Raw genomic sequence first — 24,388 nt, 5'->3', positions numbered from 1 at the left:
TTTACTCAATCGAGCCGATTCGGTTAAGTGGATAATACCTAAACTTAACGACCCCTTCGATCTTTTCCTTATTTATCAAGCCCAGCTCACGACTATCAGATGAATGTCTTCGATTGTCTCCTAAAACAAAAAATTGGTTTTCTGGGATAACAGACAAGCCTGCTAATTTAGCCGCAACCTCCCATGTAACACGTATTTTTACCGTTCCATCAGGTAAATCAGCACCGGAAAGGTTGGTTCCATCTGCAGGAGTAGGGTTATTGTCAGCCATTTGAGCATTTAAATAGACCGTATTTTGATCTAGCCAAACCCGATCTCCAGGCATACCGATCACTCGTTTTACATAGGACTCATTTTCACGTTCTTTTGGTTGAAACGTAATTAATGAGTATCGTTTAGGCTCTGCTTTTTTGACAACAAACAGGCGATCTTTATTTTGCAACGTAGGCCGCATCGACTCACCGTTCACCATGTGGGGGGTTATTTTTATTAGAAAAGAAATAGTAAGAAATAGCATTAGAACAAAACAACCATTCTTTATAGGGCGATGAACGCTGTTTGGTGCTTCTATTGTCACATCTCTGCCATACTCTTTTTGTCTGTTCTTTTTTATTGAAACCATCCTTTCTTTTCACTTTTTAAAACTGCTTGATTTGGTGAATCGGCATCACTCTCATTTCGACCACACCGACGATCTCTTTTTCATCAATGTAACCATAGTCCCGACTATCTGCAGCATACGGTCGGTTATCACCTAAAACAATATACTTTCCTTTGGGAACGAATCCTTCTGTGATCCAATTTTCTGTATAAAAACTTTTACTAGTCTTGGCTCGCTGAACTTCTACTTCTAAAAAGCGTTCGTAAACTTCTTGATCATTGATATACAATTGATCATTTTTATAATAAATAGCTTCGCCCGGCAAACCAATCACCCGTCTGACCGAGGTTTCTTTACTTTTTGGCTCTTTATGTAACACTAGCTTGAACCGTTTTGGTTTTGCTAATTTATTAACGAAAACCCACTCACCATTATTCAAGACGGGTAGCATCGAATAGCCTTCAACTTTGGCAAAAGAAAAAGCGAAGTAAGATACGATGGATAAAAGAATTCCTACTAAGATGATACTGATCATTGACTCAAGTAGGATTCGATGAATAAACGTAACTCTATTCTTTTTATGCCTGTTTCGAGAAAATGATTGGTTGGTTGTACGCTGCTTGTTCAACGAGTATGCTGATGTTTTTTTTCTTTGCTTTTTAGGTCGTGAGTGTGGTCTGTCACTTTTTTTAGCACTCATAAAAAGACCCCTTTATCTACTATTTATTTTTTCTGTTTTAACGCCAGTTCATCCACACTGAATGCCTTGAATAGATTCTTTTGGGATTGCTTGATTCTTTTTAAATCCTCCGTATAGGTTGAAACAATCTCTTGGTCGTTCAGCTGATCGATCGTTAGTGAATACATATTCGTGCCATATTCTCGTAACTGGACATAATAACGATTTAAAAGCTGTTGGCCTTCTTTAGATAAACTATTCGACGGGGTTGAACTACCATAAGATGCCAGCAGGGAACTAAATTCCATTAGTTTTTCTTTGGATTTTTCGACCTCTGACCCGTTTTGCAGACTTAACAATTGCTTGTTCACTTCATCCGTGATGAAATAGCTTTGAACAATGATCGTTCCGTCAGTTGATGATAAATTCGTCAATTGATAATAGCGTGCGTAGAAACCACTACTACCAAAAATCACACTCAACGTAATCAAAATGATTCCTCGTTTGAGCTGTACTATTTTCTTGTTCTCTACTAAACGACATGTCCGAAACCAACGTTTTCTCTTTTGCTTATTTTTTGGTCGTTTTCTCTTTAATTCGTTAAACGTTTTATTTGTAATAAAAAATTGTATGAATGAAAAGATACTTGTCATGAAGGTTATCAGGACGGCCGAACAACACCCAACAAAAAGCCAATCCAATAGTGTCATCATTTAGCTCCTTTCTAAATTAAAAGCATCGCAGGCTCGTTCTAGCTTGACTGGTAAAAGATTAATAATCTAATGCTCTCTTGGCTTTTTCTTAGGTCTTTTTCTCTTCTGTTTGTTTTTGCTGGAAACAGAATGGATCACTAAGTAGATGACGAATAAAGTACCTAAGATAATTCCCGTAATCAATGCGATCATCTTCCAATTGATCCCTCTATTTTGGATCAACGATACATCCTCAGCATTGTATTTATCTGCATCTTCTTGTGTCACTTTAAAGTCTTCTTTCCATTCCCACTGTTTGTCTCCTGCAGTCACGATGATGTGTCCAGTATAATCTCCCGCAATGAACGTCTCTCCATTTAAATTAATGGGGAATGTCATAGCTGAATTTGGTGCCATTCGATAATTTTCTTTCTTTGTTTCATATAACACTTCATCTGACCCTTTTTTAAAAATTCTAGTATCAACAGTCATTCCTTCTACATAAGTCGCTTCCGTATTGGAAAAGTTAACTAAAAAGGCATTTCGGTAATTGGTTAAGCCAGCAGATATTTTGTTAAATGCTAATTCTGGTTGTAGCTTCGTATCGGTTTCGCTTAGAAGCATTCCAACAATAAAAGCATACTTATTTACGACACCTTTCGCGTTTTCATCTGTTTTTTTCTCTTCATCTGTCTCAGCTCTTTGTAAATAAATTCCGCCAGAAATCTGGCCATCATATTTTTCTTTTGGCATCGAGATTTCAACAGGTACGTTTTCTGTCGCTTTTGGTGGTAGTGTGACTTTTTCTGGAACCTTGATGATCTCTTTTATATCGTATTTCAACGAAGGATCGGTTTCGATTTTTGTTGGTCCGTATTCAATAACACCGTTACTATTCGTTTTTGCACTATTTACAGCCAGATCGATGGTTAATTCCTTGTCTGTCATGTTATATAGTTCGATCGCTACTGTTTGTTTTTGTTCAGGCGCCATTCGCAAATCAAAATACCCTGCATTTCCTATTTGATTTTCAGGTTTGATTATTTTATAGCTGTACCCGATCCCAGCGCTCTCTTCTTTTGCATATGTAGTTTGCGGCAGCATACTTACTAGAAAACTTATGTATATTAGAAAGAATATGCCTTGCTTGAAGTATTGTTTCATAATTGATTCCTTTCTGACTTTTTTTCAAAATACGTTACCGACCTAAATAGGTCGGTAAGTATTTGTTTGTTATTCGTATTATTTAGCTGCAGTCATTACCCAAGTAACTTCGCCTTTGTAATCACCTTCAAAAATCGTTTGTTCTTTACCAACTGTCAACTTCACTGATTTATCTGAAGCTTCTTCACCTGTTGCAGTTAATTTACCAAAGTGGATATATGTTTGCCCTTGACCTTGGTCTTTGTTCGCTCCATTGTTGATAACCACTGGTACAGGATCTTTTTCAGTTACTTCTGCTTCTGTTTTAACAGCACTTGTTGGCAACGCGATTTCTTCTGCCACGTTTGTTTTACGACCAATGTTTCTATACAATAGTTTTGCACCTGATAAAGTACGCTCCACTGTTTCTGAGCCTTCTTTTACAGTTGTTGTCATTGGTTTTGTAATTTGAGCTGTTAATGTGTAGTTGTGATTTAATACACTACGGACATCTTTGATTACGACACTATTCGCCATCATGCCTTTGTCTTCTGTATAATTTTTAGCCCAGAATGTACGGTCATTTCCGTCTGTAACGACCGCATTTTCACCAAAGCTTAGCGGTGTAACATCTTGAATACCAAAAACAACAGGTTTAAGAGGACGTGTAATGGTACCAGAGACAAGTTCAGTGTCTTGCTTACCATCTGAATCTGTGATATCCGTTCTAGATGTATCTGTGTCATCTTTTGTATTACGTGTAAATTGGATATCCATATCGCCTTTTAATGTTGTATCATCCGCTTTTGTAACTCCTGGTATCGCTACTGCTACTCCTACAGCTGCCATTAGTACAGCGCTGCATAATTTGTGTGTTAATTTCATTTGTGTTTCCTCCTATTGTAATATGTTTTATTTATGGTAACTCAGAAATAATCCAAGTCAGCACCGTTGAGTAAGTTCCTGGTTCTTTTTTTGCTGCCCCAGGAATGGATAAATGAACTGCATTATTCATATATACAGTTTGATTTCCTTTGGAAGAGTCCACAATTGGATTCCCCTTTTTATCTAATCGTGGTTTTAAAGTGGGCGTATTGTTCATCAAATTATCTTGTGATGCGCCAAAAATCACACTCCACGTCCCGCCACCTGTCCCTTTGGCAGCTTGTGCCAAGGTATATGTTTCTCCTATATTGTTCAAACGAATTACTTCCTTTGAAACAGTAGGATTTATACTTGTACCATTTGACGTATTGATCCAAGATTTATCAAAAGAGATGATCGCGCCATTAAGCTGATTCTTCTCTTGATTCTGATTGGTAAATTGTTGTTCTTGACGTACTTGCAGACTCCAGCCCGTTTGTTGCTCTCTGTAATCTGAAACTTGAATAAAATTTCCACGAGGTGCTATAACGCCTTTAAATAGCAAGGCATCTGCGGAGTAGCTCATTTCTTTTGCAGCTATTTTATTACTGCTAAAACTAATATTTGGAACAAAGTCAATTCTTAAAGGACCTGTCGTTTTACTATAGTCTCCTTCAAATTCTAATTCCTTAGTTGGGTTTTCTGGATCTAATACACCAAATTTTGGATCTATTAGTCCTTTAAACCCAATCCCCATATCTCCGTCAGTCTGAGCTTGTACAGTAATAGGATGAAATAGGATGAGACCTACCAAGAGATAGCACAGCTTCGAAATCAAATGAATTTTTTTCATATACTCACTGCTCCTTCACTATGTTTTTCTGCTGTTTCTTCCTATTTTTTCTAACATAAAGCACGCAGACAAAACTTGCTAACAAGCCTCCACTAACTAGAAAACTATACTTTACTAGCTCACCCGTTGATGGAAGGCGTCCCTTTGGTTTTACCTCTTTGTCAGTTGTATTTGTATTACTACCTGACCCTGATTCATCGAATAAAATGATTTCTCCTTTTGTCGGGGCTTGAGCTCCTTCTTCAGCAAATACATTTCCACTATTCATCATAAGGAAGGTAAATGTAAGGATAGAAGAGAGCATGACTGACAGTATACGTACTTGTTTTTTCATCCTTTTCCTCCATTACCTTACTTTGCATTTTCCAAAGTAATTGTTATTTGCGCCCGATATTTCCCAAGAGCTTTAATTGATCCCGGTGCTAAGTCTAGTAAGAATCCATCTCCTTTAGACCAGCGTTCTTGCGTTATGTTATAGCTTCCAGAAACTGGATCAAGAGGACTGAAAATTATCCTATCTTCATTTGTTAAGGTTAATTCATCATCTTGATATTTATATTTGATCGAATTAGGAAGCTTCGCTCGACCATCTTCTAAACTGGTTAATGGCTGGTTGATTTTCGCTTTCAGATTCCATTTTAGCTTGTCTGCTCGTGTGTCTGAAACGACTAATGGGGCACCAACGATCTTAGGTTGCGCATATTTAGCAACATCAATTGTTGCTTTTTTCATTTCAAAGTCCAACACAGTTGGCGCTGAGATCAGTTTTAGTGTTCCGCTGAATTGATACGCGACGGTATTTTCACCTACAGCAATTACAAGATTCTCATTATCTGGCTTTTTCACTAAATCATAATTTTCTTTTTTCAGCTGTGCCAAGATAGAACTGAGTTCTTCAATCTTATTCAGGTTGAGCGTACTTCCAACTTCTTCAATGCTAGTATAGGGGTCGTGCAGTAAATTCCCCTTTTCATCTAAAAAATTCACTGTTACATTAGCTCCTAGACTAATTTGAATTGTTTTTGTCTTTGTGCTTGTCCCTTTTTTAGCTTGAATCGTAGCAGAATAGGTTCCTGTTGCTTCTGGATCATTCGTTAAAGTTGTCTTTGTAACGGATAATTCAACACCTTCACTTAGACCTGTTTCAATATCCCAACCAAACGCTTCTGATTTTTTTAAAATCAATTTATTGATGTCCTCACTTGATAAATGAGCCACCTCAGTTTTTTTAAGAGAAAAATCATTGGCACCGATCATTACTCCATTTGAAGGGAGTGTTCCTTTTACTACCATGACTGGTACCTTAATCACTTTTGTTTGAGTCGGCTCATCATTATCTGTCATCTGAATATCTACATAATTCAGACCTTCTTTAGATGTATCAATCGGAGCTTTCTCATTAACATAGGTAAATTTGGCGCTATGCCCTGGTAAAACAACTGGATCTTTAATCAAGTCGTTGACATCTTTATTCCACTTGCTATCTTTTTTTACTGTTTGGGCAATCGGCGTTCCGCCCATATTATAGATATTGATTTTTATTGTATAATCATTAGAAGGTAACCCCTTCATCGCACCATCTGCCTCGTTGATGGCAATTAAACCGGTATTATAGTTTTTGATGGTTCCAGGCTCTTCATTCAGATGCTCTGGTAAGGTACTTCTGGGAATAGTCAAATTGCTGGCAAATTCTTTTACATTATTTGCTCTAAAGGAAAACTGTTCTTCACTACCATCAGGATACGTCGCATAGACTGTTCCATAATCCGTTACTGTAGGAATTTGACTTAACGCATACTCAACGTTAAATTCTTTATTGTAATCTTGATACACGTCCACTTCTTCTGGGTTCGCTTTTATTTTCATGTAAGGTAGTTTTTCACCTGCAAAAATTTCATACCCTGTCTTTAATGCTTCACCAGGTACAATATTTTTCCACGGGGCACCCAGTTGATAAGATGTATCTACACTCCTTTGAATAACGTCTCCCTCTTGGAGATTTTTATCTTCCAATCCAGATTTTGTAAAATTATTACCAAAATAATTTTCACCAGCTGCAACACCTGAGTATGAATATTCTGCAGCGATATATTTTCTATACTCTGACAACCAATTTCCGTTAGCATCTTTCAGGTTTACTGTAAATCGTTGTTCTGCTGAGGGTTTCATATAAAACCCTCGATTATCTTCCAACGAGTATATAGGAACATTATCACTATGATAATCAGTATCCACGCTCTCCAGCATAGAAAAACTCTTTGTTACTTCAGAAATATTAAACATATTTAATTGAACAGAGAAATTTAAATTTCGATTCAAAGATAGATCATACACATACAAAATTTCATTCACTTCATCCACTAAAATTTCTTTCAACTGATTCCCCTTTCGGTAAAAATATTGAAAGGCAATCTTAGAAGCGACTTGGTCAGATCCAAGTCCATACGCTCTATTCCAAGATGAGCCATAAAGAACCTTATTATTCACTCCTGGAATATTGGTTACTCTACCATTTTCACTAAACGTTCCCGAAAAAACATAGCCTTTGCCTACATTATCTTGAATAGAAAACCCTAAACTATTATTCACATTGTCCTTTAATCCTCGTTTAGGAAACCCAATCATCGAGCTATTGATACTATTCGTTACTTTCCCTTCTGAAGAATTCAATGGAATTTGTTGCCACCCACTCAAGTCCACATCCCTAGTCATACTATCAGGTAAAACGAAGAGATTAATTTTATGAATCCATGAATTTTCTCCCGAGGTAATTGTGATTGTGGCTTCCTGTTTACCATGACTTTTAGCGGTCATTGTGGTTGAGCTTATTCGTCCATCCGCTTCTTTTCCTGATGTTAATTGCCAAGCTTCTATCCTCAATTTATTGGTTAATACGTCAATAATTTGAGCAGCCGTTTTATCTTTTATTTCTTTTTGATAAATGAACGCCGCATCATACTTTAAGGCAATTTTTCTATCTATAAGCGCTGTCTGGCCTTCAGCAGTGACAGTCACAGGTATGGGAATAACCGTTGAAATAGTTGGATCTGTTTTATCAGTCATTTTGATGTATCCTCGCTTAAATCCTACTCTACTTGAGTCAAACCCATTCGGAGGTACTGTTGGCTCTCCAAGTTTATTGCTTACCCATTCATAGGTTGCCCCCTCTGAACTGATATCATTGAGTGTCTGGTATTTTTCAAAAACAGTTTCCGCATTTGAAGATACCTTCAGCTCTATTGTACGATCAACAGTAAGATAACCCGGATTCCTCAGCATTGCGCCAAATACTAGAATGTCACAAGTCGTATTCGCTGTAAGACCTTTAAATTCCACTTGGATCGTGCCAGTGTACGTGCCTATCTGATCAACTATCGTTGTTGCTATAAAAGAGACAGGCACCTCTTCCCCTGTACCCATATCCCAAGCACGCAAATTCGCTTTAGACTGGGCCAACGCTGCCAATTCTTCGGGATTTTTCTCCGCTATTTCATCAGGGTACAACACGACTTTTTCATCTACTTGAACCATCACTCTGTTTTGTAATAATGGTTTAGTCGTTCGGTCTGTTACGCTGACAGGGACTTTGATGACCGTCGTTATTTCTGGTGCGTATTTTTCTGTCATTCGTATATATGCCCATCGAAAACCTACTTCACTCGTATCAAACTTTTCCAAAGGTTCACCTTTTTCATCAACAAGATCGTAAGTAGCATCCCAAGTCATTGTACCGCCTACTGTTTGGAATTTTGTAAATAAGTTTGTTGGGTTTCCACTCACGTAGAAGAGTTCATTTTTTTCAATCCTAACAGCAGCTTGTGGAGTAGCGCCGAAAACCACTACATCTTTTTGTATGGTCTCTTTTTTCTGCTCGGCTCCTGAACCAAATACTAGTACAAAATTCGCCTTGTAAGTTCCTATTGAAGTTGGCACAATCGTCGTACTAACGATATTTACTGGAACATCTTCTCCCGTTTCCATATTCCAAGCATGAATATTGCTTCTCGTTTTCACCAATTGTTTCAGTTGCTCTGCTGTTTTATTTTTAGTTTCATCTGGATATAAAACAATTTTGTTGTAAGTTAGATCCATTTGCATAGCAACCTGTCCGTTAAATGGAAAAGAAGTTTTTTCATCTATTACCGTCACGGGTATAGGTACAATAAGTTCAGTCGAACTAATATATTCAACGACTTTTACATAGATTGTATAAAAGCCAAGTGTATTAAGCTGAGGATATTCTTCTTCTCCTTTCTCATTGACATAGCTATACCCAATCCTTTGACTTGAATTTGGATACGGTCGCTCTGAAAAAAGTAAACCGAGTTCTGTATTACTTCTTAAATCTGGTAATCTATACCCAGCTTGAATTGTTAACACTTGTGGGGTGAATTTTAGATCCCCACTCCCCACCGAACCAAGTGCTCGTGTCTTATCACTCATTTTTGATCCTATACTCTGGGCATTTTCTATCTTAGGACCCGGGACTAAATTTCGGGACGTTTTAAATGTTTGTTGCTTACTGTTTTCTGACTTAGCTTCTATTACTGATATTGGTTTAAAATACGCCAGACTTACCAGACTCATCCCTAACATGATCAAACTGATACAACCAATCAACTTTTTCTTTTTTTGTTTATCCATTCAATTCTCCTTTCTGCCTTTAATTACTGATACAAAAATAGCAGGTTATTTCGCAACACCTCCTTTGCGTCACAGGCTTTACCTTGTTCCTTAGGAGAAGCGTATCTATGCATTACTGAATCAGCTATCTATGTTCACTTTCTCGAAATTTTATGATTCTATGGAATTTCAGAACAAAATAGTTGCTTCATTTTTTCGTAGCACCGCCACTTTTAGAACTCTTGATAGAATTAAAATAGCATTCTAACATTGGCTATTTTTTACAACTATTCCCATATCGTTTTAACTGCAGCGTTAAACATATAACCTTTCGTACGAACTGTCCGAATGTATTCTCTCTCATAATTATCTTTTCCTAATTTAATTCGAAGTTTGAAAACAATATTCGTTACTAGGTACTGACAGCTTGCCTTCACCTTGCTTCTTTCCCTCCAGACTTTTTGATAAAGTTCATCATACGTAACAGCACTTCCTGAGTGATTTACCAGAAACGCTAGCATCTGATATTCTGTATTGGTTAGTTCTATTTCTTCAATACCATTTTTTATCACACTTACGTTTTGCGGATTGAGCATTAACGACTCTCTCTTCTCATGGTTGATTTGTTTTTTTTGCTCAGAGGAATCTGTATTTTTCATACGCTCCAAAAGTCTACTTACTTGAATAAATGTAACCTCATAATCGGTGTCTTCACGGGCTATCCCATCAATCCCTAATTTGAGATAAACTAGATCTGTTGATTTATTTTTATTTTTTGTCAGTAATAAAAGATACCCCTCAAATACTTCTCTTACCTTCAATATCATCTCGTAACCGCTCGTTGAATCGGAATGTTCCACTTCATCGATAATTAAGATATCTAATCCTTTGCTTGGAGATTCAACGTTATTTAGGTCCATAATTTGCGTCTGAAAATCTAGTTTTTTTAATACCTCTAAATAGGGTCTGTCACTGTTTTCTGATGTAGAAATGATGCCGGCAGAATACATACGTACTCCTCCTTTTCTAAATTGATTATTTGTTTCAGCTGATTTAAAAAAAAATGAATGTTTTTTAAATCGCTTCTTTTTTCTTACACATTATTTTCGTGTATACTACTATATATCTATAGATATCTGTCTATATCGCTTTTCTTAGAAGTATTCCTTCTAAGAAAAGCGTTTGTTTTACATCATAATTCATACGTTTCATTGCATAGTTGACGATTTTTTGACGACTCATAATGAAAATTCACTTCTGTAAGTGAAACTGACTATCTATTAAAGATATGGCTTTTTCTCTTGTTTCCCATAAAGAGCCAACATAAGTATCTAACGTCATTTTTGTTGATTTATGTCCCAATAATTTACTCAACGTTGCAATATCTATGCCTTGTTCAATACAACGTGTAGCAAACGTATGTCTTAAGACATGAAAATGGATGTTCTCTAATCCTGCTTGTATCGCGATTCTTTTGAAATGATGATTAATCAATCGAGGTTCGATAAATTTATTTTTATTACTGATCACAAATTCACTGATTGATTCCTGCTTCTTTTTTATTAAGTAGTGCACTAAATTGGACGCGATCGGGATTTTTCTGATTGAGCTCTCTGATTTTGGTGAACCAAAAATGATCTTTGTTTTTGCTTTAGAATTAGCGATTGTAATTCGCTGGATCGTTCTTTTAATGCTGATTGTTCTATTCTCAAAATCAATATCTGACCACGTTAACCCGCTGATCTCACCTATTCGAAGACCAGTATATAGTGAAAGGATAATCGCTGAACAGCTCGGTTCTTGAACGGCCATTTTTTCTAAACGTTGTTGCTGTTCTGTCGTTAATACAAAGACTTCTTTCTTTTTTACTTTTGGCGATAAAATCGCATTACATGGGTTTTCTAAAATGACCTTTTCTATAAACGCTTTCGTGAAGGAACTCTTCAAAATAATATAAATATTATTGATGGTGGCATTACTGAGTCCCTTTCCAGAAAGTGTTTGTAGAAATAATTCAATATCCTTATCACTTACCAAATTCAGTTTCTTTTTTCCTAATAATGGAAAAATATGTTGTTTCATTTTGGCATGATAAGATGAATGCGTAGAGACTTTGATTTGTTCTCTAATCAATATATCTAGCCAATAATTCATCCATTCTTCCACTGTTCCTTGAAAAATGGAGACTTGCGTTGAAGTAGAAGTGTATTGTCCTTTTAGATATTCCAGCTTTTGTTTTACTTCACTGTATTTACTTCCGTATACGTAGCCATAAATGATTTTCCCTTGTTCATTTCTTGCTTTTCGATAGCGACCTTCCCAGCGGCCGTCTTTACGTTTATAGATATTTTCACCTTTTTTCGACATAAAACTTCCCTCTTTCTAGTTTTGACGGTGCACCTGACGGTTATAAAATGAATTTCAGTTTTTTTTATTGTTTTTCAAACCAAAATATCATGATATCCAAATGTAAATCACCAAAAAAATACATTTAACCTATAGACTTTCTCTTTTTTTTGTATTATCATTCTTAATGAAGGCTATTTTTGATAAAAAACAGGCTCAAAAGAATGGTTTTACATTTCTTAGAAGGAATACTTCTAGGAAACAATATTGGATTTTTATTGGAAGTGTTAATCAATAATTTCTTTTTTATTTTTAACAACAAAATTATTTTAATATAGAAAAAAGATAAGTTCTCAGCATCAAAGCGCTTTCATTCTGCTTTGGTGCTTTTTTTTTGGACTATGCTAGTAAAATACGTATACTAAAGAATAGAATCATCAAAATGTGGAGGGAATGTTATGGGAGAAAATATTTCAGTATATCTTTTAGAGGATCAAGTCGCATACAGAGCTGGATTAAAAGAAATGATCCATTCACTACCACTCAATAAAAGCAGCATTTCCTTGGATATCATCTCAATTGAAAACTTCGGTGCTTTTTATAAAGAAATTGAACACTTAAAAATTCGCGATAATGATATTTTTTTAATTGATATTGATTTACAAATGGCCTATTCTGGGCTAGACTTTGCGAAACGTATTAGACTTAAAAACGAGTATTGTTTTATCATATTTCTAACTAATCTAGAAGATAAAGGTATTGAAGTCATTAACTTAAATGTAAAAGCAACTTCTTATATTTTAAAAGGAAGTACAACAGATAATTCGCGTATAAAAAAACTATTCGACTCTATAAAATTAGAAGTCGAACGTCGAATGCACAATAAAGAAGGATATATCTCGTTTAAAAAAACAGGTGAAACAATCTATATAAAATATGAAGATATCCTCTATATTCAGTCTGTCCCTTCTGTACGAAATACCTTGCTGGTTAAAACGATCTATTCTGAGCAGATAATAGATGGCGCTCTGAATAAAATAAAAAAAGAGATTGTATCAAATTATTTTTATACTGGACTAAAGTCATTCATTATTAATATTACGCATATCGCTTCATTGAATTATTTATTAGGACTTGTGGTATTTGATGATGGAAGTGAGTTAGAAGTAGGGGAAAAAATTGTATACAAGCTAAAAAAAGCTTTGTAATTGTTTAGTAGTGACAGTCTTGTCAGAAATGGAGAGCTCTATGGAGTCATATTTGCACCTCACTTTAATTTGCTTCAATAATTTGCAACTTTGTTGGTTGATAGGATATAAGAATTTTTATCCTTTTAAACAAGCTGTTTTTTTAACTAGTTACCTGATAGTCTCTGTACTGATCACATTACGCTTTCCGAACTATGACACCTTTTGGATTCTGTTTATTTACATTGTCATTGAGAATTTTTTTATTTATCAACAGTTCAAAAAAGTAAGTTTCGTGGCACTATTTTATCTTTTAAAAAATTCATATTACCTCCTTTCTTGGTTATTCAGTTGGTATACATTAAATTTTTTATGGATCAAACAAATCATTGGACTCAATCTGTTTCTTCAGCTTAGGCCATTAGCATTCATTTTCCAACAATTATTACTATTTGCTTTGATTCAAGTTAGTCTTTCAATCAACCAAAAATATTTTATATTCCGATCGATTTCTCAACTGCACAAGAAATACACGCTTCCATCTACCCTTAGCCTTATTTTACTTTTAATGTTAAATACTGCACGGCAATACACTTTTCCGGAAGATGATTTTACTGCTTATGTATACCTCACTTTCATGTTATTATCTTTAACGGTTGTGTTTATCTATACTATTTATCTAATCAGCCGCTTTTATCAGCAGCAGCAAAATATTGATATGCTTACTAAAAAGTCCTTAGAAGAATCGAATACGGTTTCTCTAGCAAATGAATTTCAACATGATTATAGAAATATTTTGTTAAGTTTGAACACCTATCTTAATCAAAATGATCTAGAACAGGCACGTGCTTATCTTTCTTCTATTACCGATTATTCTGGTTCTGTGACTGCTGAAAATTTCCACTCAAAAATTTCACCAATCAATGTCCTGCCCGTCCAAGGATTATTGATCAATTTTTTTGAAAAATGCCAAAAAAATAATATCTCTGTCTATTTTTCAACGAACCAACAAATTTCAGATTTATATATTACTATTAATTTGATTGATTTTATTCGATGTTTATCCATTCTTTTAGATAATGCTTTTGAAGCCGTTTCTACACAAGAAAACGCCGTTGTGGAAATCAGTTTTGAAATAAAAAAACAACGAATGATCGTAGAAGTCCGAAATACGTTCCAGGGATCGATTACTCTTGGCCAGATTCTAAAAAATAATTTCACGACTAAAAAAGACCATCAAGGAAAAGGCCTGCATATTTTTACTAAACTATTAAAACAATATGATGATTCTGCTTATTCCTTTGAACAAGAGGATGGTTATTTTATTGCACGTTTTTCTTTACCTAAAGAAAATTGATTTTTCTAGAAAAAAAGTGGCTTGCTCTGTGTATTTCACAAAGCAAACCACTTTTATTTTTTCTAATCATCTACCTTTTACCACTATAACTCACTACGGAGTAGCCGTTACTTGCCATAAAATGGTTGCACGATAGCCACCAGCTTGTAGTACTTCTCCTGATGAAACTTCTAATTGTAGACCCGATTGATCAGAATCCCATTCCTCGCTGACATTATACTTTCCTTGTTTTTGAGTAATTGGCTGAATGGTATCTTTTAATAAATCAACTGTTTCTTCTTTGTTCAGCTTGTACCTGAGTGCCCGCGGAAGTTCTTTGCTGGAATCTTCTTGACTTGTCAATGGCTTTTGAAGAGTTGCGGTCAATTGCCAGACGTTGCCCCCTTTGCGATTATCCCAAATAGTCAGCGGTGTGTCATAGTTTGCTTTATCTACTTTGATAAAGGATAGTCCTAAAGACTTTCGACCAAAATTTAATAGCTTAGGGGCAGATTCGATAAACAACGTTCCTTTAAATTGGTAAGAAATAGTCGTTTCTTCATTCTCAATCGGTACCGCTGTCTCATTTTCAGGTACCTTATCTAGTTGATAATTGGATTCTTTAATCGTTTTAAGAGCCTTTTGGACAGATGCTTCTTTCGTCAAATCAATGGTTTCTCCTACACTTCCTGTTAAAATAACTGGATCGTGTAATGACATCCCTTCCTCATCTTTAAATACGACATTTAGCTGTTGCTTATCTTGTCCAATAGTGATAGAGATCTTTTTTTTCGCGCTCTGCTCACCCTTGATTGCAGTTATATCAGCTGTATACGTTCCATCTTTTGGATCTGATTCTAGGGTTGTTGACTCAACTTTTAAAGTGATATCATCACTTGACCCTGTTTCAATATCCCAAGCCATCGCCTCCGACTTCTCTAAAATACGTTTTTTTAGATCCGTCTCAGACATATTTTCAAACTCATTCGAATGACTGGTAAAATCATTCGCTATTAAAGTGATTCCTTCCTTAGGAACCGTTCCATCAACTACCTGAATTGGTACTTTGATCAACGCAGTTTGTTCAGGTTCTTGTCTATCTGTCATTCGTACATAGACAAATTGTATGCCCACCTTAGAGGTATCCGGCATCTCTCCTTCATACATATACGACGCTGTATGATCTGGTAAGATCACTTGGTTTCGGACAAGTTCTTCCGCTTTCTTCTTAAATTCACTATTTTTTTCTAGGACTTGCGGAATCGGTTTGGCACCTAAATTATATACATTGATTTGAACAGCGCTTTCTTCTGAAGGCAATCCTTTTCTCGGACCTTCTGTTTCCTCAATCGCTACTAATCCCGTGCTATAATTTTTAATTGTTCCAGACTCATTATTTAGCTGGTTAGGTAAGGTTGTTCTTGGAATCGTTATATTTCCCTCAAACTCTTTTGAGCTGTTCGCTATATAGGGTATCTTTTCTTCACTTTTATCTGGATACGTCACATAGATTGTTCCATAGTTACCCACTCCTGGGATTTTACTTAGCTTGTAGTTTGACTGAAATTCGCCAGTATAATTTGGGTAAATATCAAATACTTCCGGTTCAGTTTTTAACTGCATATAAGGTAGCTCGGCTCCTGCGAAAATTTCATAGCCTGTTTTCAAGGCTTTGCCTGGTAAAATACTTTTCCACGGAGCACCTAACTCGTACGCTGAATCCATAGTTTCAAGTATTGCTCCTTCCTCATGATTTTCACTTTCCGTTCCTGTTCCACTAAGATCATCACCAAAATAAATTGCATCCTGACTAACCGGTGCAATACTTCCTGCATAATACTTGGTATAATCTGACAACCAATTCCCCAAAGTATTTTTAAGTTTAATCGTAAATCGTTTTCCTTTTTCCGGCTCCATATAAAAACCACTATTATTGCCTAATGCGTGCAATGTTACCATATCATTAAGGTAATCTGTATCCACTTTCTCTACCATAGCGAAGGTTTTTGTTTCTTTAGAAAAATTATACATATCTAGATTTACTGAAAAGTTTAAGTTTCGACTTAATGATAGGTTATAGACGTATATCACATTATTTGTCATATCCACTAAGATTTCTTTTAACTCATTCCCTTTGCGTAAAAAATAGTTGATTGTAAGTTTTTGATTATATTCTTCATTAATTCCGATACCATACATCCCTTGAAATCCTGCTCCTACAGAATGCTTGTTGATTCCAGGTATGTTGCTGACTCTACCTTTGCCGCCTTGGAAAATATACCCTACATTATCCTTATCTGTAATTCTAAAACCTAAATCATTATCAGTTCCATCGGTCATCCCACGTTTAAGGAACCCTAATTTGGATTTATTGATTGGATTCTCAATGATTCCTTTCGTTGAATTCAATGGAATTTGTTCCCACTCTTCAAAACGACTGTCCCCAAATATAGCATCTGGAATAATCCAAAGCGTTATATCATAGTCCTTACCTATTTCTGTTGCTCCTGAATGGACACTGACTGTCATTGTATTTTCACCATCACCTGGATTTTTTGGACTGATTGACGTTTTTGTAATAGTTGGTGTTACTTCCTCACCTGTCGTCAAAAGCCAAGACTTCAAAGATAGTTCTTCTTTTAGCCACTTGGATAATTCTTGTGGTGTCTTATCTTGCACATCTTTTGCGTAAATAATTGGAAAATCATAACTGATTCCCACCTTTGTTCCTCCTATTATGGTACTGTTTTCAGCAGTGACAGTAATTGGTACTGGCATGATCGTTGAGATACCATAATAATCCGACATCTTTATATAGCCCCAATGGAAACCAGTTTGGCTTGTATCATAGGTATTCTCTGGCTCAGTTGGGGTTCCATCCTTATCTGCAACCCACTCATAGCTTGCTAGCATTGGATCATTTCCATCCATCATTTGATAGTTTCCAAAAATAGTTGTTGCATAATCGCCCATTTCCATTTTTTCATTTTGCTTAACTGTAAAATATGAAGCGGAAAGATCAGCGCCAAAAAAAATAATCGTCCGCGTTACACTCTGTTTTTTCCCTTCAAATGTTGCTTCGATTGTTCCTGTATATCGGCCAACAGTCGTATTTTTTACGGTTGTTTTTGTGAAAGATGCAGCAACAGCTTCGCCTGTACTCATGCTCCATGCACTTAAATGGGCACGAGACTCAACAAGTTTCGTAATTTCCTCTGCGCTTTTACCTCTAGTTTCATCAGGAAAAATCGGGATATCATCGTCCACTTTAATCATAACTTTATTTGATAAAATAGGGCTCGTCTTTTGATTTGTCACATTGACAGGTACTCTAAGAATCGTTACAACGTTTAGATCAATTCCGTCTGTCATCTTTATGTAAGCCCAATGAAATCCGACTTCACTTGTGTCAAATTTTTCGATGTCCTCACCTTTTTCGTTTACAAGATTAAAAAAAGAACCAAAGTAATCAGTGGTCAGTAGATTTTGAAATTTAGTAAAATAATCTGTTAAAGATGATGATAACTCTGTATTTTGTTCGACCATTATATCAACTTTAGGATCAGCTCCAAATACCACTACATTTTTTTTCGCAATTGCTGATTCTTGCTCTAAACTTACTTCAAACTCGACTCTGTATGTACCTATGGATGCTCCTACAAGTGTAGTAGTTAAAAATGTTGCAGGAAGTTCTTTACCGTTCTCTGTGCTCCACGCTCGAACATTCGCTCGTTCAGTTACTAATTTTTCCAACTGTTCTGGTGTTTTCCCTTGTGTTTCCTCTGGATACAAAACAATTTTACCTTGTATGTTTTCTGCTTGAACGGCTACCTTATTTGTCAGTAACATCGTGGTGTCTAGATCTTTTACTGTCACCGGGATGGGTACACGAATGCTGGAATTATTTTTATTTTCAGTAATCTTGACATAGATTTGTTGAAAACCTATCTTAGTACTATCTGGACTGCTAGGCTCACCTTTTTCGTTCACATATTCATATTGAGCACCTAAGTCTGTATCTGGAATGACTACATTTGATAACAGAAGCTTACGTCCATCAGCTGTTTCTATATCGGGAAAGATATCATTTTCATTTAGAATCAGCACTTTAGGTGTTGCCGATAAGCCAAACTCATTCTCAATTGGATCTAGCCCTCTTGTTTGTCCTTCATTCCTTAGTGGATCTTTCACTTCTTGTTTTATTTCATCTGTTTTTGCTTTTATTGATGTTTCAGGATTAAATAAAAACCCCTTTACTATCAAGAAAAACATAAATAACAGAATTAAATATCCAACTATTTTTTTCAAAATTATTTCAAATCCTTTCACTAAAACTGACTCCCAGACAAGAGATAGTTATTCTGACTATTCAAATCATCTTTGTTTTTAGCGCCTATCTATTCCACTTACGCTTCCGTCTTACGATAAGAAGCAACGCCACCCCAACTACCCCAAAACCTATTATCCACCATACTATCTGTGATAAAAATCCTGAAGAGGAGGAAACTTCATCATTTAACGCCGCCACTTGTTTAGCTGTTACGTTAAACTCTTCTGACCAAGACCATTTTAATCCTGAAGCTACCGATACCTCTATTTGTGCGGTATAGGTCCCTTTGGTTAATTGTTTATCTGCTAGCTCCACAGGAAATTCGATCCTAGAATTTGGGGCCATTCTCATCTTATCTTTGTATACATCAAAAATAGCTTGTTCTTTCCCTTGTTTTCTGACTGTAATGCTCATTTCCATATTTTCAGCAAATACATCGCGAATATTCGACATATTTATTACTAAACTCTGTTGTCCATCAACCATTTTAGTCTGAACATGGTTTAACTTAAGCATGGGTTCGATTTTTTTTGTCTCTGATTCGCTAAGCAATACACCAATTAAAAAAGCAAATCTATTTTTAACAACTTCCTGATTGCTTGTTTTTCCGGTTTCTTCTTCTAAAACGGGTTCTAATTGGATCCCTCCTGCAATATAACCAGGAAATGAAGCCTCAGGCATCGTAATTGTAAAAGCAACTGTTTTACTTTCATTTGCGGGAATCCGTACTTTTGCTGGTCCTTTCACGATATCTGGAAAATCATACTGCAGGGAGGGATCTTTTTCTAGATTATTCGGTCCATAATCTATGACGCCATTCCGATTTGTTTTCGCACTATTACGTCTGATCATGACCGTTTGCTCTTTTGAAGATGAGTTATTTAGCTTTAGTTGGATTGTTTGATGCTGTCCAGCCTTTACCAAAAGATCATAGTAGGCAAGGTCTTTGTTTTTTTGATTATCTGGAAAAATGACTTCATACGAAAAACCTTTGAGTCCATTATGACTCACTTCTTTGGAAAAAGTATTCATCGGCTTTGCACCTATGAAAAGCAGCCATATGATCAGTCCAAATACTATTATTTTCTTATTCATTCGTGATTTCCCCTCTATCTTATTTATGATTAATGCGTGCTTAGTAGTTTCTCATACAAATAACCGCTACCTTTTTTATGCAGTCAAGATGCAGAAAACAGTAGCGGTCAACGGTTATTCTATCCAAATACTGAATCACAGATTAAAGCTTTGTAGAAAGATTCAGTGTAATAGCTTGTTTATTATTCTAGATTTACGGAGTTGCCGCTACTTGCCATAAAATAGTGGCACGATAGCCGCCAGGTTGTAAGACTTCTCCTGATGGCACCTCCAACTGCAAGCCTGATTGATCTGAATCCCATTCGTTACTTACGTTATAATCGCCTTTTTTTTCAGTGATTGGTTGAATTATATCTTTTGATAAGACAACGGTTTCTTCTTCATTCAGCTTATAGCGCAAGGCTCGAGGCAACTCTTTACTGGAATCTTCTTGACTTGTTAACACCTTTTCAAGCTTGGCTGTTAACTGCCAAGCGCTACTATTTTTACGATTATCTAAAATAGTTAGTGGGGTATCATAGATGGCTTTATCCACCTTAATAAAGAGTGATCCTAGAGATTTCCGCCCAAAGTTCAAGAGTTTAGGAAACGATTCGATAAACAGCGTTCCTTTAAATTGATAGGAAACTATTTTCTCCTCTTTTTCTATTAGTATAGCTGTCTCATTTTCAGGTGCTTTATCTAAAATATAGTTATTCTCTTTGATTTCATCAAGCGCTTTTTTGACTCCTGCTTCTTTTGTCAAATCGATGGTTGTTCCGACAGTCCCTGTTAATGTAACTGGATCGTGTAAGGATAGGCCTTCTTCGTCTTTGAAGACAACATTTAGCTGTTGTTCAGATGTTCCAATTGTAATTGTTATATCTTGCGTCTGACTCACCGAACCCTTAGCTGCTTTGATTGTTGCTTTGTATTCTCCGCTAGTTGGATTTGATACTAACGTTGTGGTGTCGACGCTTAATACAATATCCTTGATTGACCCTGTTTGACTATCCCACGCCATCGCTTCAGACTTCTCTAAAATACGTTTCTTTAAGTCAATTTCTGACATATCCATAAACTCTTCTGCTGTACTTGTAAAGTCGTTTGCGCTGATAGTAATACCTGCTGGAACCGTTCCATCTACTACTTGTACAGGGACTTTGATTAGGGCTGTTTGTTCGGGCTGTTGTGTGTCCGTCATCCGTACATAAACAAATTTCAGTCCAACCGTTGAAGTATCCGGCATTTCTCCTTCATACTCGAATGAAGCCGTATGATTCGGTAAAATAACTTGATCCTGCACGATTTCTTCTGCTTTTTTTGTGAATGAAGCCGATTTTTTTACGACTTGGGCGATTGGTTTAGCCCCTAGCTTATACACATTAATGTCAACTGCACTTTCTTCTGATGGCAATCCCTTAGTTGGGCCCTCGGTATCATCAATAGCAAGTAAGGACGTAGTGTAAGTTTTGATAGTACCCATCTCTTCATTTAAGTGACTTGGTAACGTTGATCTCGGAATTGTTACCTGACCCGCGAATTCTTTTTCGCTATTGGCTGTAAAAGGGACTTTATCTTCTTTTTTATTGGGATACGTCACATAAATCGTCCCGTGGTTATTCTCTTTAGGGATTTCACTTAATTTATACCTAGACTTAAATTCCCCAGTATAATCTGGATAAATATTAAATACTTCTGGTTCAGCATTTAACTGCATATAAGGTAGTTCATCTCCTGCAAAAATTTCATAGCCTGTTTTCAATGCTTTATCTGGTGCAATCTTTTTCCAAGGTGCACCTAATTCATAAGCAGAATCTCCATCTGTAGGAAGCTTCTTTCCAGCCTCATAATTTTTACTTTCAGTACCAGAACCACTAAAATCTATACCAAAATGGGGGTCCTTACCCTTAGTCTCGTTTAAAGCACCAGCGTAATATTTTGTATAATCTGACAGCCAATTTCCTATAGAATCTTTCAGTTTGATTGTAAAACGTTTTCCTTTTTTAGGCTGCATGTAAAAGCCACTATTATTGCCTAGTGCATACATAGCTACATTATCACTTAGGTAGTCTGTATCAACCATTTCGGACATTGCAAAGCTTTTGTCTTCAATGGAGAGATTATACATATCTATCCTCACTGAAAAGTTAAGATTTCGATTTAACAATAGATTATAGACATACATCACTTCATTTTCAGTATCCATTAAAATTGCTCTTAACATATTTTCTTTTCGTAGAAAATATCGCATCGTGAGAGTGTTATTTAGAACATCGCTTAGACCTATGCCAATCAGAAAACCTCTAGGATCTAATGATTTGTAGTTCACACCTGGTGAGACGGCTACTCTCCCCTTCCCAATCGGAAAAACATAGCCCTCATCATTTTTATCTGTAATTCTAAATCCCAAATCATTATCATATGAGTCTTTTGACATTCCTCCTCTTGCGGGAAATCCCATTTTAGAGCCATTGAGCGGATTAACAATAACGCCATTTGAACCATTTGGACTGACATAATCCCAATCATCATCAATCTGATCATCTCCAAATACGGTATTAGGAACAATTAAGATTGCAATATCCGTGGTTAATTCTTTTTCTCCATCGTAGACGTTGACTGTCAGGGTAAGCTGACCACTTCTAGGGGATTCCGTTGAAAGCTTTGTGATAATTGGATTTAATTGCTCCCCAGTATCTAAAATGTAAGCTTTTAACGCTAGTCGTTCTTTAAACCAGCCAAGTAATTCTTGTGACGTTTTTCCAGCTATTTCACTTTTTTTTATTACCGTTAAATCATAGGAAAATCCAACTTTGGCTTTAGAATCTATGATTGTTTGATTTTCAGCTGTTACCGTAATTGCTATTGGAATAATTGTCGCTATTTCCGGATTACTTTTGTCTGTCATTTTCATGTAGCCCCAGTGAAATCCAACTTCACTTGTATCAAAGTTATTTACTGGTTCAGTTGGTTTTCCAGTCTTATCTGCAACCCATTCGAACGTTGCATCCTGCGCTAATGCACTTACCATCGTCTGATATTTTGAGAAGAAAACAGACAAATTTGAAGATAACGCTTCTAATTTCTCGCTTCGAGTAACAGTATGATATGGTATTTTTGCATTAAGGTCAGCGCCAAATACGGTAACCTTACGATTTACATTCTGTATTTTCTCTTCTAGCTTGACTTCGATCGTTCCAGTATAGGCACCCACTGTATTATTTTTTACTGTTGTTTTTATAAAGTCTACCGGTACAACTTCCCCGGTACTCATATTCCATGCACGTAAGTGTGCCTTAGACTGAGTTAATTCAATTAATTCCTCCGCACTTTTTTCTTTCGTTTCATCAGGATAAAGAACGATGTTCGCATCTGCATGTACCATAACTTTATTGGATAAAGCAGCTGTAGTGTCGGCACTGGTCACATTGATTGGGACTTTAATGATCGTTGAGATAGCTGCATTCGTTTTTTCGGTCATTTTTACATTGGCCCAGTGGAAACCGACTTCGCTCGTGTCAAAGCTTGGTAACCCTACTCCTTTGTCATCCACAAATTGGAAGAGCACATTCGCAGCTGATGTGGTTGTGACTGTTTGAAATTTACTAAATAAGTTGGTTGGATTCGCACTTAAAGCTAATGCTTCATTCTGTGCAATTGATACAAATGCTTTTGGATTCGCACCAAATACGACGACTTTTTTTGCAGCTGTCGCCTTTTCTTGCTCTAACGTTACTTCAAAGTTTGCTTTATATGCTCCAACCGATGGCCCAACAAGGTTTGTATCAAGAAATGTAAGCGGTACTTCTCGGCCGTTCTCGGTGTCCCAAGCTCGAACACCGGCTCTCTCTTTTATCAATTGTTCCAGTTGCTCCGGTGTTTTATCTTTTGTTTCTTCTGGATAAAAAAGGATTTTACCTTCTACGTTATTTGCTTGAACGGCCACTTTATTCTTTAATAGCATCGTGGTATCAAGGTCTTTTACCGTCACTGGGATCGGCACACGAATACTGGTATGGCTATTATTTTCAGTGATTTCTACATAAAGGGTTTGAAAACCCGCTTCAGCACTACTTGGCTCAACAGGTAGTCCTTCACTAGTCACGTACTCATATTCTGCTCCAGGTGCAGGCACCGGAATAACGACTTTTGAAAAAAGCAACTTACGACTATTGGCATCATCCAAATTTGGAAAAGCGTCATCTTGCTTTAAAATAAGTACTTTTGGCGTGGCTTTTAATCCTGATTCATTTTCAATTGGATCTAAAATACGTGGTTGAAGATCAATTTCTGTCGATTTCTCTTGTAAATCAGTAGACGTTTGCTTTTTTAATGTACTTTTAGACGGTTCATTTACTGATTGTTTTGCTTGAATCCGTGTATTCGTTACAAATAAAAAACTTCCTAAAGTGATTGCACATAAAATCGAAACAATCAGTAAACTCGCTTTATGATTATTCATTTTTTCTTCCTCTCGGTATAAGGTAGCACTACCTATCAGTTTAGTTTTCAGTTTTGGTGTGGTGCTTTATTCACGTTTCTTTTCTGACTTTATTGCTATTGTTAATTTTGGGGAAGTAGCTTGATAGTACAATGCGACTGGACATAACCTCATACGTTATATCTCAGTCGCAATGATTTCTGTGAACAACTTACA

At 36.3% G+C, this 24,388-nt stretch carries 15 protein-coding genes; 2 read left to right on the top strand and 13 right to left on the bottom strand.

Annotated elements, in window-relative coordinates:
• Window position 1: 1 nt before the first annotated feature.
• The 10 genes from lepB (AC4BB5_RS00725) to AC4BB5_RS00680 form a co-directional block, all read right to left on the bottom strand.
• Window positions 2-622 carry a signal peptidase I gene (gene lepB / locus AC4BB5_RS00725; RefSeq protein ID WP_490457550.1) on the bottom strand — a complete coding sequence of 207 codons (621 nt, stop codon included), beginning with the start codon at window positions 620-622 and terminating at the stop codon, window positions 2-4.
• A gap of 16 nt (window positions 623-638) precedes the next feature.
• Entirely contained in the window at window positions 639-1,301 is a 663-nt protein-coding gene (gene lepB, locus AC4BB5_RS00720; protein ID WP_490457549.1) for a signal peptidase I, read from the bottom strand.
• Window positions 1,302-1,324: 23 nt separating this feature from the next.
• Complete coding sequence (locus tag AC4BB5_RS00715; protein ID WP_490457548.1) at window positions 1,325-1,990, bottom strand: YccF domain-containing protein; 666 nt, start codon at window positions 1,988-1,990, stop codon at window positions 1,325-1,327.
• Window positions 1,991-2,059: 69 nt separating this feature from the next.
• Complete coding sequence (locus tag AC4BB5_RS00710) at window positions 2,060-3,136, bottom strand: WxLIP family cell surface protein (protein ID WP_490457547.1); 1,077 nt, start codon at window positions 3,134-3,136, stop codon at window positions 2,060-2,062.
• 78 nt (window positions 3,137-3,214) lie between these two features.
• A complete protein-coding gene (locus tag AC4BB5_RS00705) occupies window positions 3,215-4,000 on the bottom strand; it encodes a WxL domain-containing protein (protein ID WP_490457546.1) in 786 nt (261 codons plus the stop codon).
• 31 nt (window positions 4,001-4,031) lie between these two features.
• Window positions 4,032-4,832 (bottom strand): WxL domain-containing protein, encoded by an 801-nt coding sequence (locus AC4BB5_RS00700; protein WP_490457545.1) that lies wholly within the window; start codon window positions 4,830-4,832, stop codon window positions 4,032-4,034.
• Between the two features lie 4 nt (window positions 4,833-4,836).
• The gene (locus tag AC4BB5_RS00695) at window positions 4,837-5,166 is read right to left on the bottom strand and encodes an LPXTG cell wall anchor domain-containing protein (RefSeq protein WP_490457544.1); all 330 of its coding nucleotides are present in this window, start codon (window positions 5,164-5,166) and stop codon (window positions 4,837-4,839) included.
• A 17-nt stretch (window positions 5,167-5,183) separates the two neighbouring features.
• Entirely contained in the window at window positions 5,184-9,476 is a 4,293-nt protein-coding gene (locus AC4BB5_RS00690; protein WP_490457543.1) for a MucBP domain-containing protein, read from the bottom strand.
• 266 nt (window positions 9,477-9,742) lie between these two features.
• The gene (locus AC4BB5_RS00685) at window positions 9,743-10,465 is read right to left on the bottom strand and encodes a winged helix-turn-helix domain-containing protein (protein WP_490457542.1); all 723 of its coding nucleotides are present in this window, start codon (window positions 10,463-10,465) and stop codon (window positions 9,743-9,745) included.
• 241 nt (window positions 10,466-10,706) lie between these two features.
• The gene (locus AC4BB5_RS00680; RefSeq protein WP_490457541.1) at window positions 10,707-11,822 is read right to left on the bottom strand and encodes a tyrosine-type recombinase/integrase; all 1,116 of its coding nucleotides are present in this window, start codon (window positions 11,820-11,822) and stop codon (window positions 10,707-10,709) included.
• 437 nt (window positions 11,823-12,259) lie between these two features.
• On the opposite strand from AC4BB5_RS00680, the gene AC4BB5_RS00675 reads away from it, so the two are divergent.
• Both AC4BB5_RS00675 and AC4BB5_RS00670 read left to right on the top strand, forming a co-directional pair.
• Window positions 12,260-13,009 (top strand): LytR/AlgR family response regulator transcription factor, encoded by a 750-nt coding sequence (locus AC4BB5_RS00675; protein ID WP_490457540.1) that lies wholly within the window; start codon window positions 12,260-12,262, stop codon window positions 13,007-13,009.
• Window positions 13,010-13,283: 274 nt separating this feature from the next.
• A complete protein-coding gene (locus AC4BB5_RS00670) occupies window positions 13,284-14,345 on the top strand; it encodes a sensor histidine kinase (RefSeq protein WP_490457539.1) in 1,062 nt (353 codons plus the stop codon).
• 93 nt (window positions 14,346-14,438) lie between these two features.
• Here AC4BB5_RS00670 and AC4BB5_RS00665 read toward each other — a convergent pair whose 3' ends face one another.
• The 3 genes from AC4BB5_RS00665 to AC4BB5_RS00655 form a co-directional block, all read right to left on the bottom strand.
• The gene (locus tag AC4BB5_RS00665; RefSeq protein WP_490457538.1) at window positions 14,439-18,653 is read right to left on the bottom strand and encodes a MucBP domain-containing protein; all 4,215 of its coding nucleotides are present in this window, start codon (window positions 18,651-18,653) and stop codon (window positions 14,439-14,441) included.
• 64 nt (window positions 18,654-18,717) lie between these two features.
• Window positions 18,718-19,749: a WxLIP family cell surface protein gene (locus AC4BB5_RS00660; protein WP_490457537.1), complete on the bottom strand. Its 1,032-nt coding sequence runs from the start codon at window positions 19,747-19,749 to the stop codon at window positions 18,718-18,720.
• A 193-nt stretch (window positions 19,750-19,942) separates the two neighbouring features.
• Window positions 19,943-24,193, bottom strand: coding sequence for a MucBP domain-containing protein (locus tag AC4BB5_RS00655; RefSeq protein ID WP_490457536.1), 4,251 nt, complete (start codon window positions 24,191-24,193; stop codon window positions 19,943-19,945).
• Between the last annotated feature and the right edge of the window lie 195 nt (window positions 24,194-24,388).

It is taken from the genome of Enterococcus sp. AMC1252, assembly GCF_058216515.1.
Note: the sequence above shows the minus strand (reverse complement) of the source record. Positions and strands in the feature narration are given on the sequence as shown.

Excerpts from the sequence above, each read along its gene's own strand:
- AC4BB5_RS00705 (WP_490457546.1), bottom strand. The coding sequence starts at position 4,000 with ATGAAATTAACACACAAATTATGCAGCGCTGTACTAATGGCAGCTGTA.
- lepB (WP_490457549.1), bottom strand. The coding sequence starts at position 1,301 with ATGAGTGCTAAAAAAAGTGACAGACCACACTCACGACCTAAAAAGCAA.
- AC4BB5_RS00690 (WP_490457543.1), bottom strand. The coding sequence starts at position 9,476 with ATGGATAAACAAAAAAAGAAAAAGTTGATTGGTTGTATCAGTTTGATC.
- AC4BB5_RS00675 (WP_490457540.1), top strand. The coding sequence starts at position 12,260 with ATGGGAGAAAATATTTCAGTATATCTTTTAGAGGATCAAGTCGCATAC.
- AC4BB5_RS00715 (WP_490457548.1), bottom strand. The coding sequence starts at position 1,990 with ATGACACTATTGGATTGGCTTTTTGTTGGGTGTTGTTCGGCCGTCCTG.
- AC4BB5_RS00660 (WP_490457537.1), bottom strand. The coding sequence starts at position 19,749 with ATGAATAAGAAAATAATAGTATTTGGACTGATCATATGGCTGCTTTTC.
- lepB (WP_490457550.1), bottom strand. The coding sequence starts at position 622 with ATGGTTTCAATAAAAAAGAACAGACAAAAAGAGTATGGCAGAGATGTG.
- AC4BB5_RS00710 (WP_490457547.1), bottom strand. The coding sequence starts at position 3,136 with ATGAAACAATACTTCAAGCAAGGCATATTCTTTCTAATATACATAAGT.
- AC4BB5_RS00655 (WP_490457536.1), bottom strand. The coding sequence starts at position 24,193 with ATGAATAATCATAAAGCGAGTTTACTGATTGTTTCGATTTTATGTGCA.
- AC4BB5_RS00695 (WP_490457544.1), bottom strand. The coding sequence starts at position 5,166 with ATGAAAAAACAAGTACGTATACTGTCAGTCATGCTCTCTTCTATCCTT.
- AC4BB5_RS00685 (WP_490457542.1), bottom strand. The coding sequence starts at position 10,465 with ATGTATTCTGCCGGCATCATTTCTACATCAGAAAACAGTGACAGACCC.
- AC4BB5_RS00700 (WP_490457545.1), bottom strand. The coding sequence starts at position 4,832 with ATGAAAAAAATTCATTTGATTTCGAAGCTGTGCTATCTCTTGGTAGGT.
- AC4BB5_RS00680 (WP_490457541.1), bottom strand. The coding sequence starts at position 11,822 with ATGTCGAAAAAAGGTGAAAATATCTATAAACGTAAAGACGGCCGCTGG.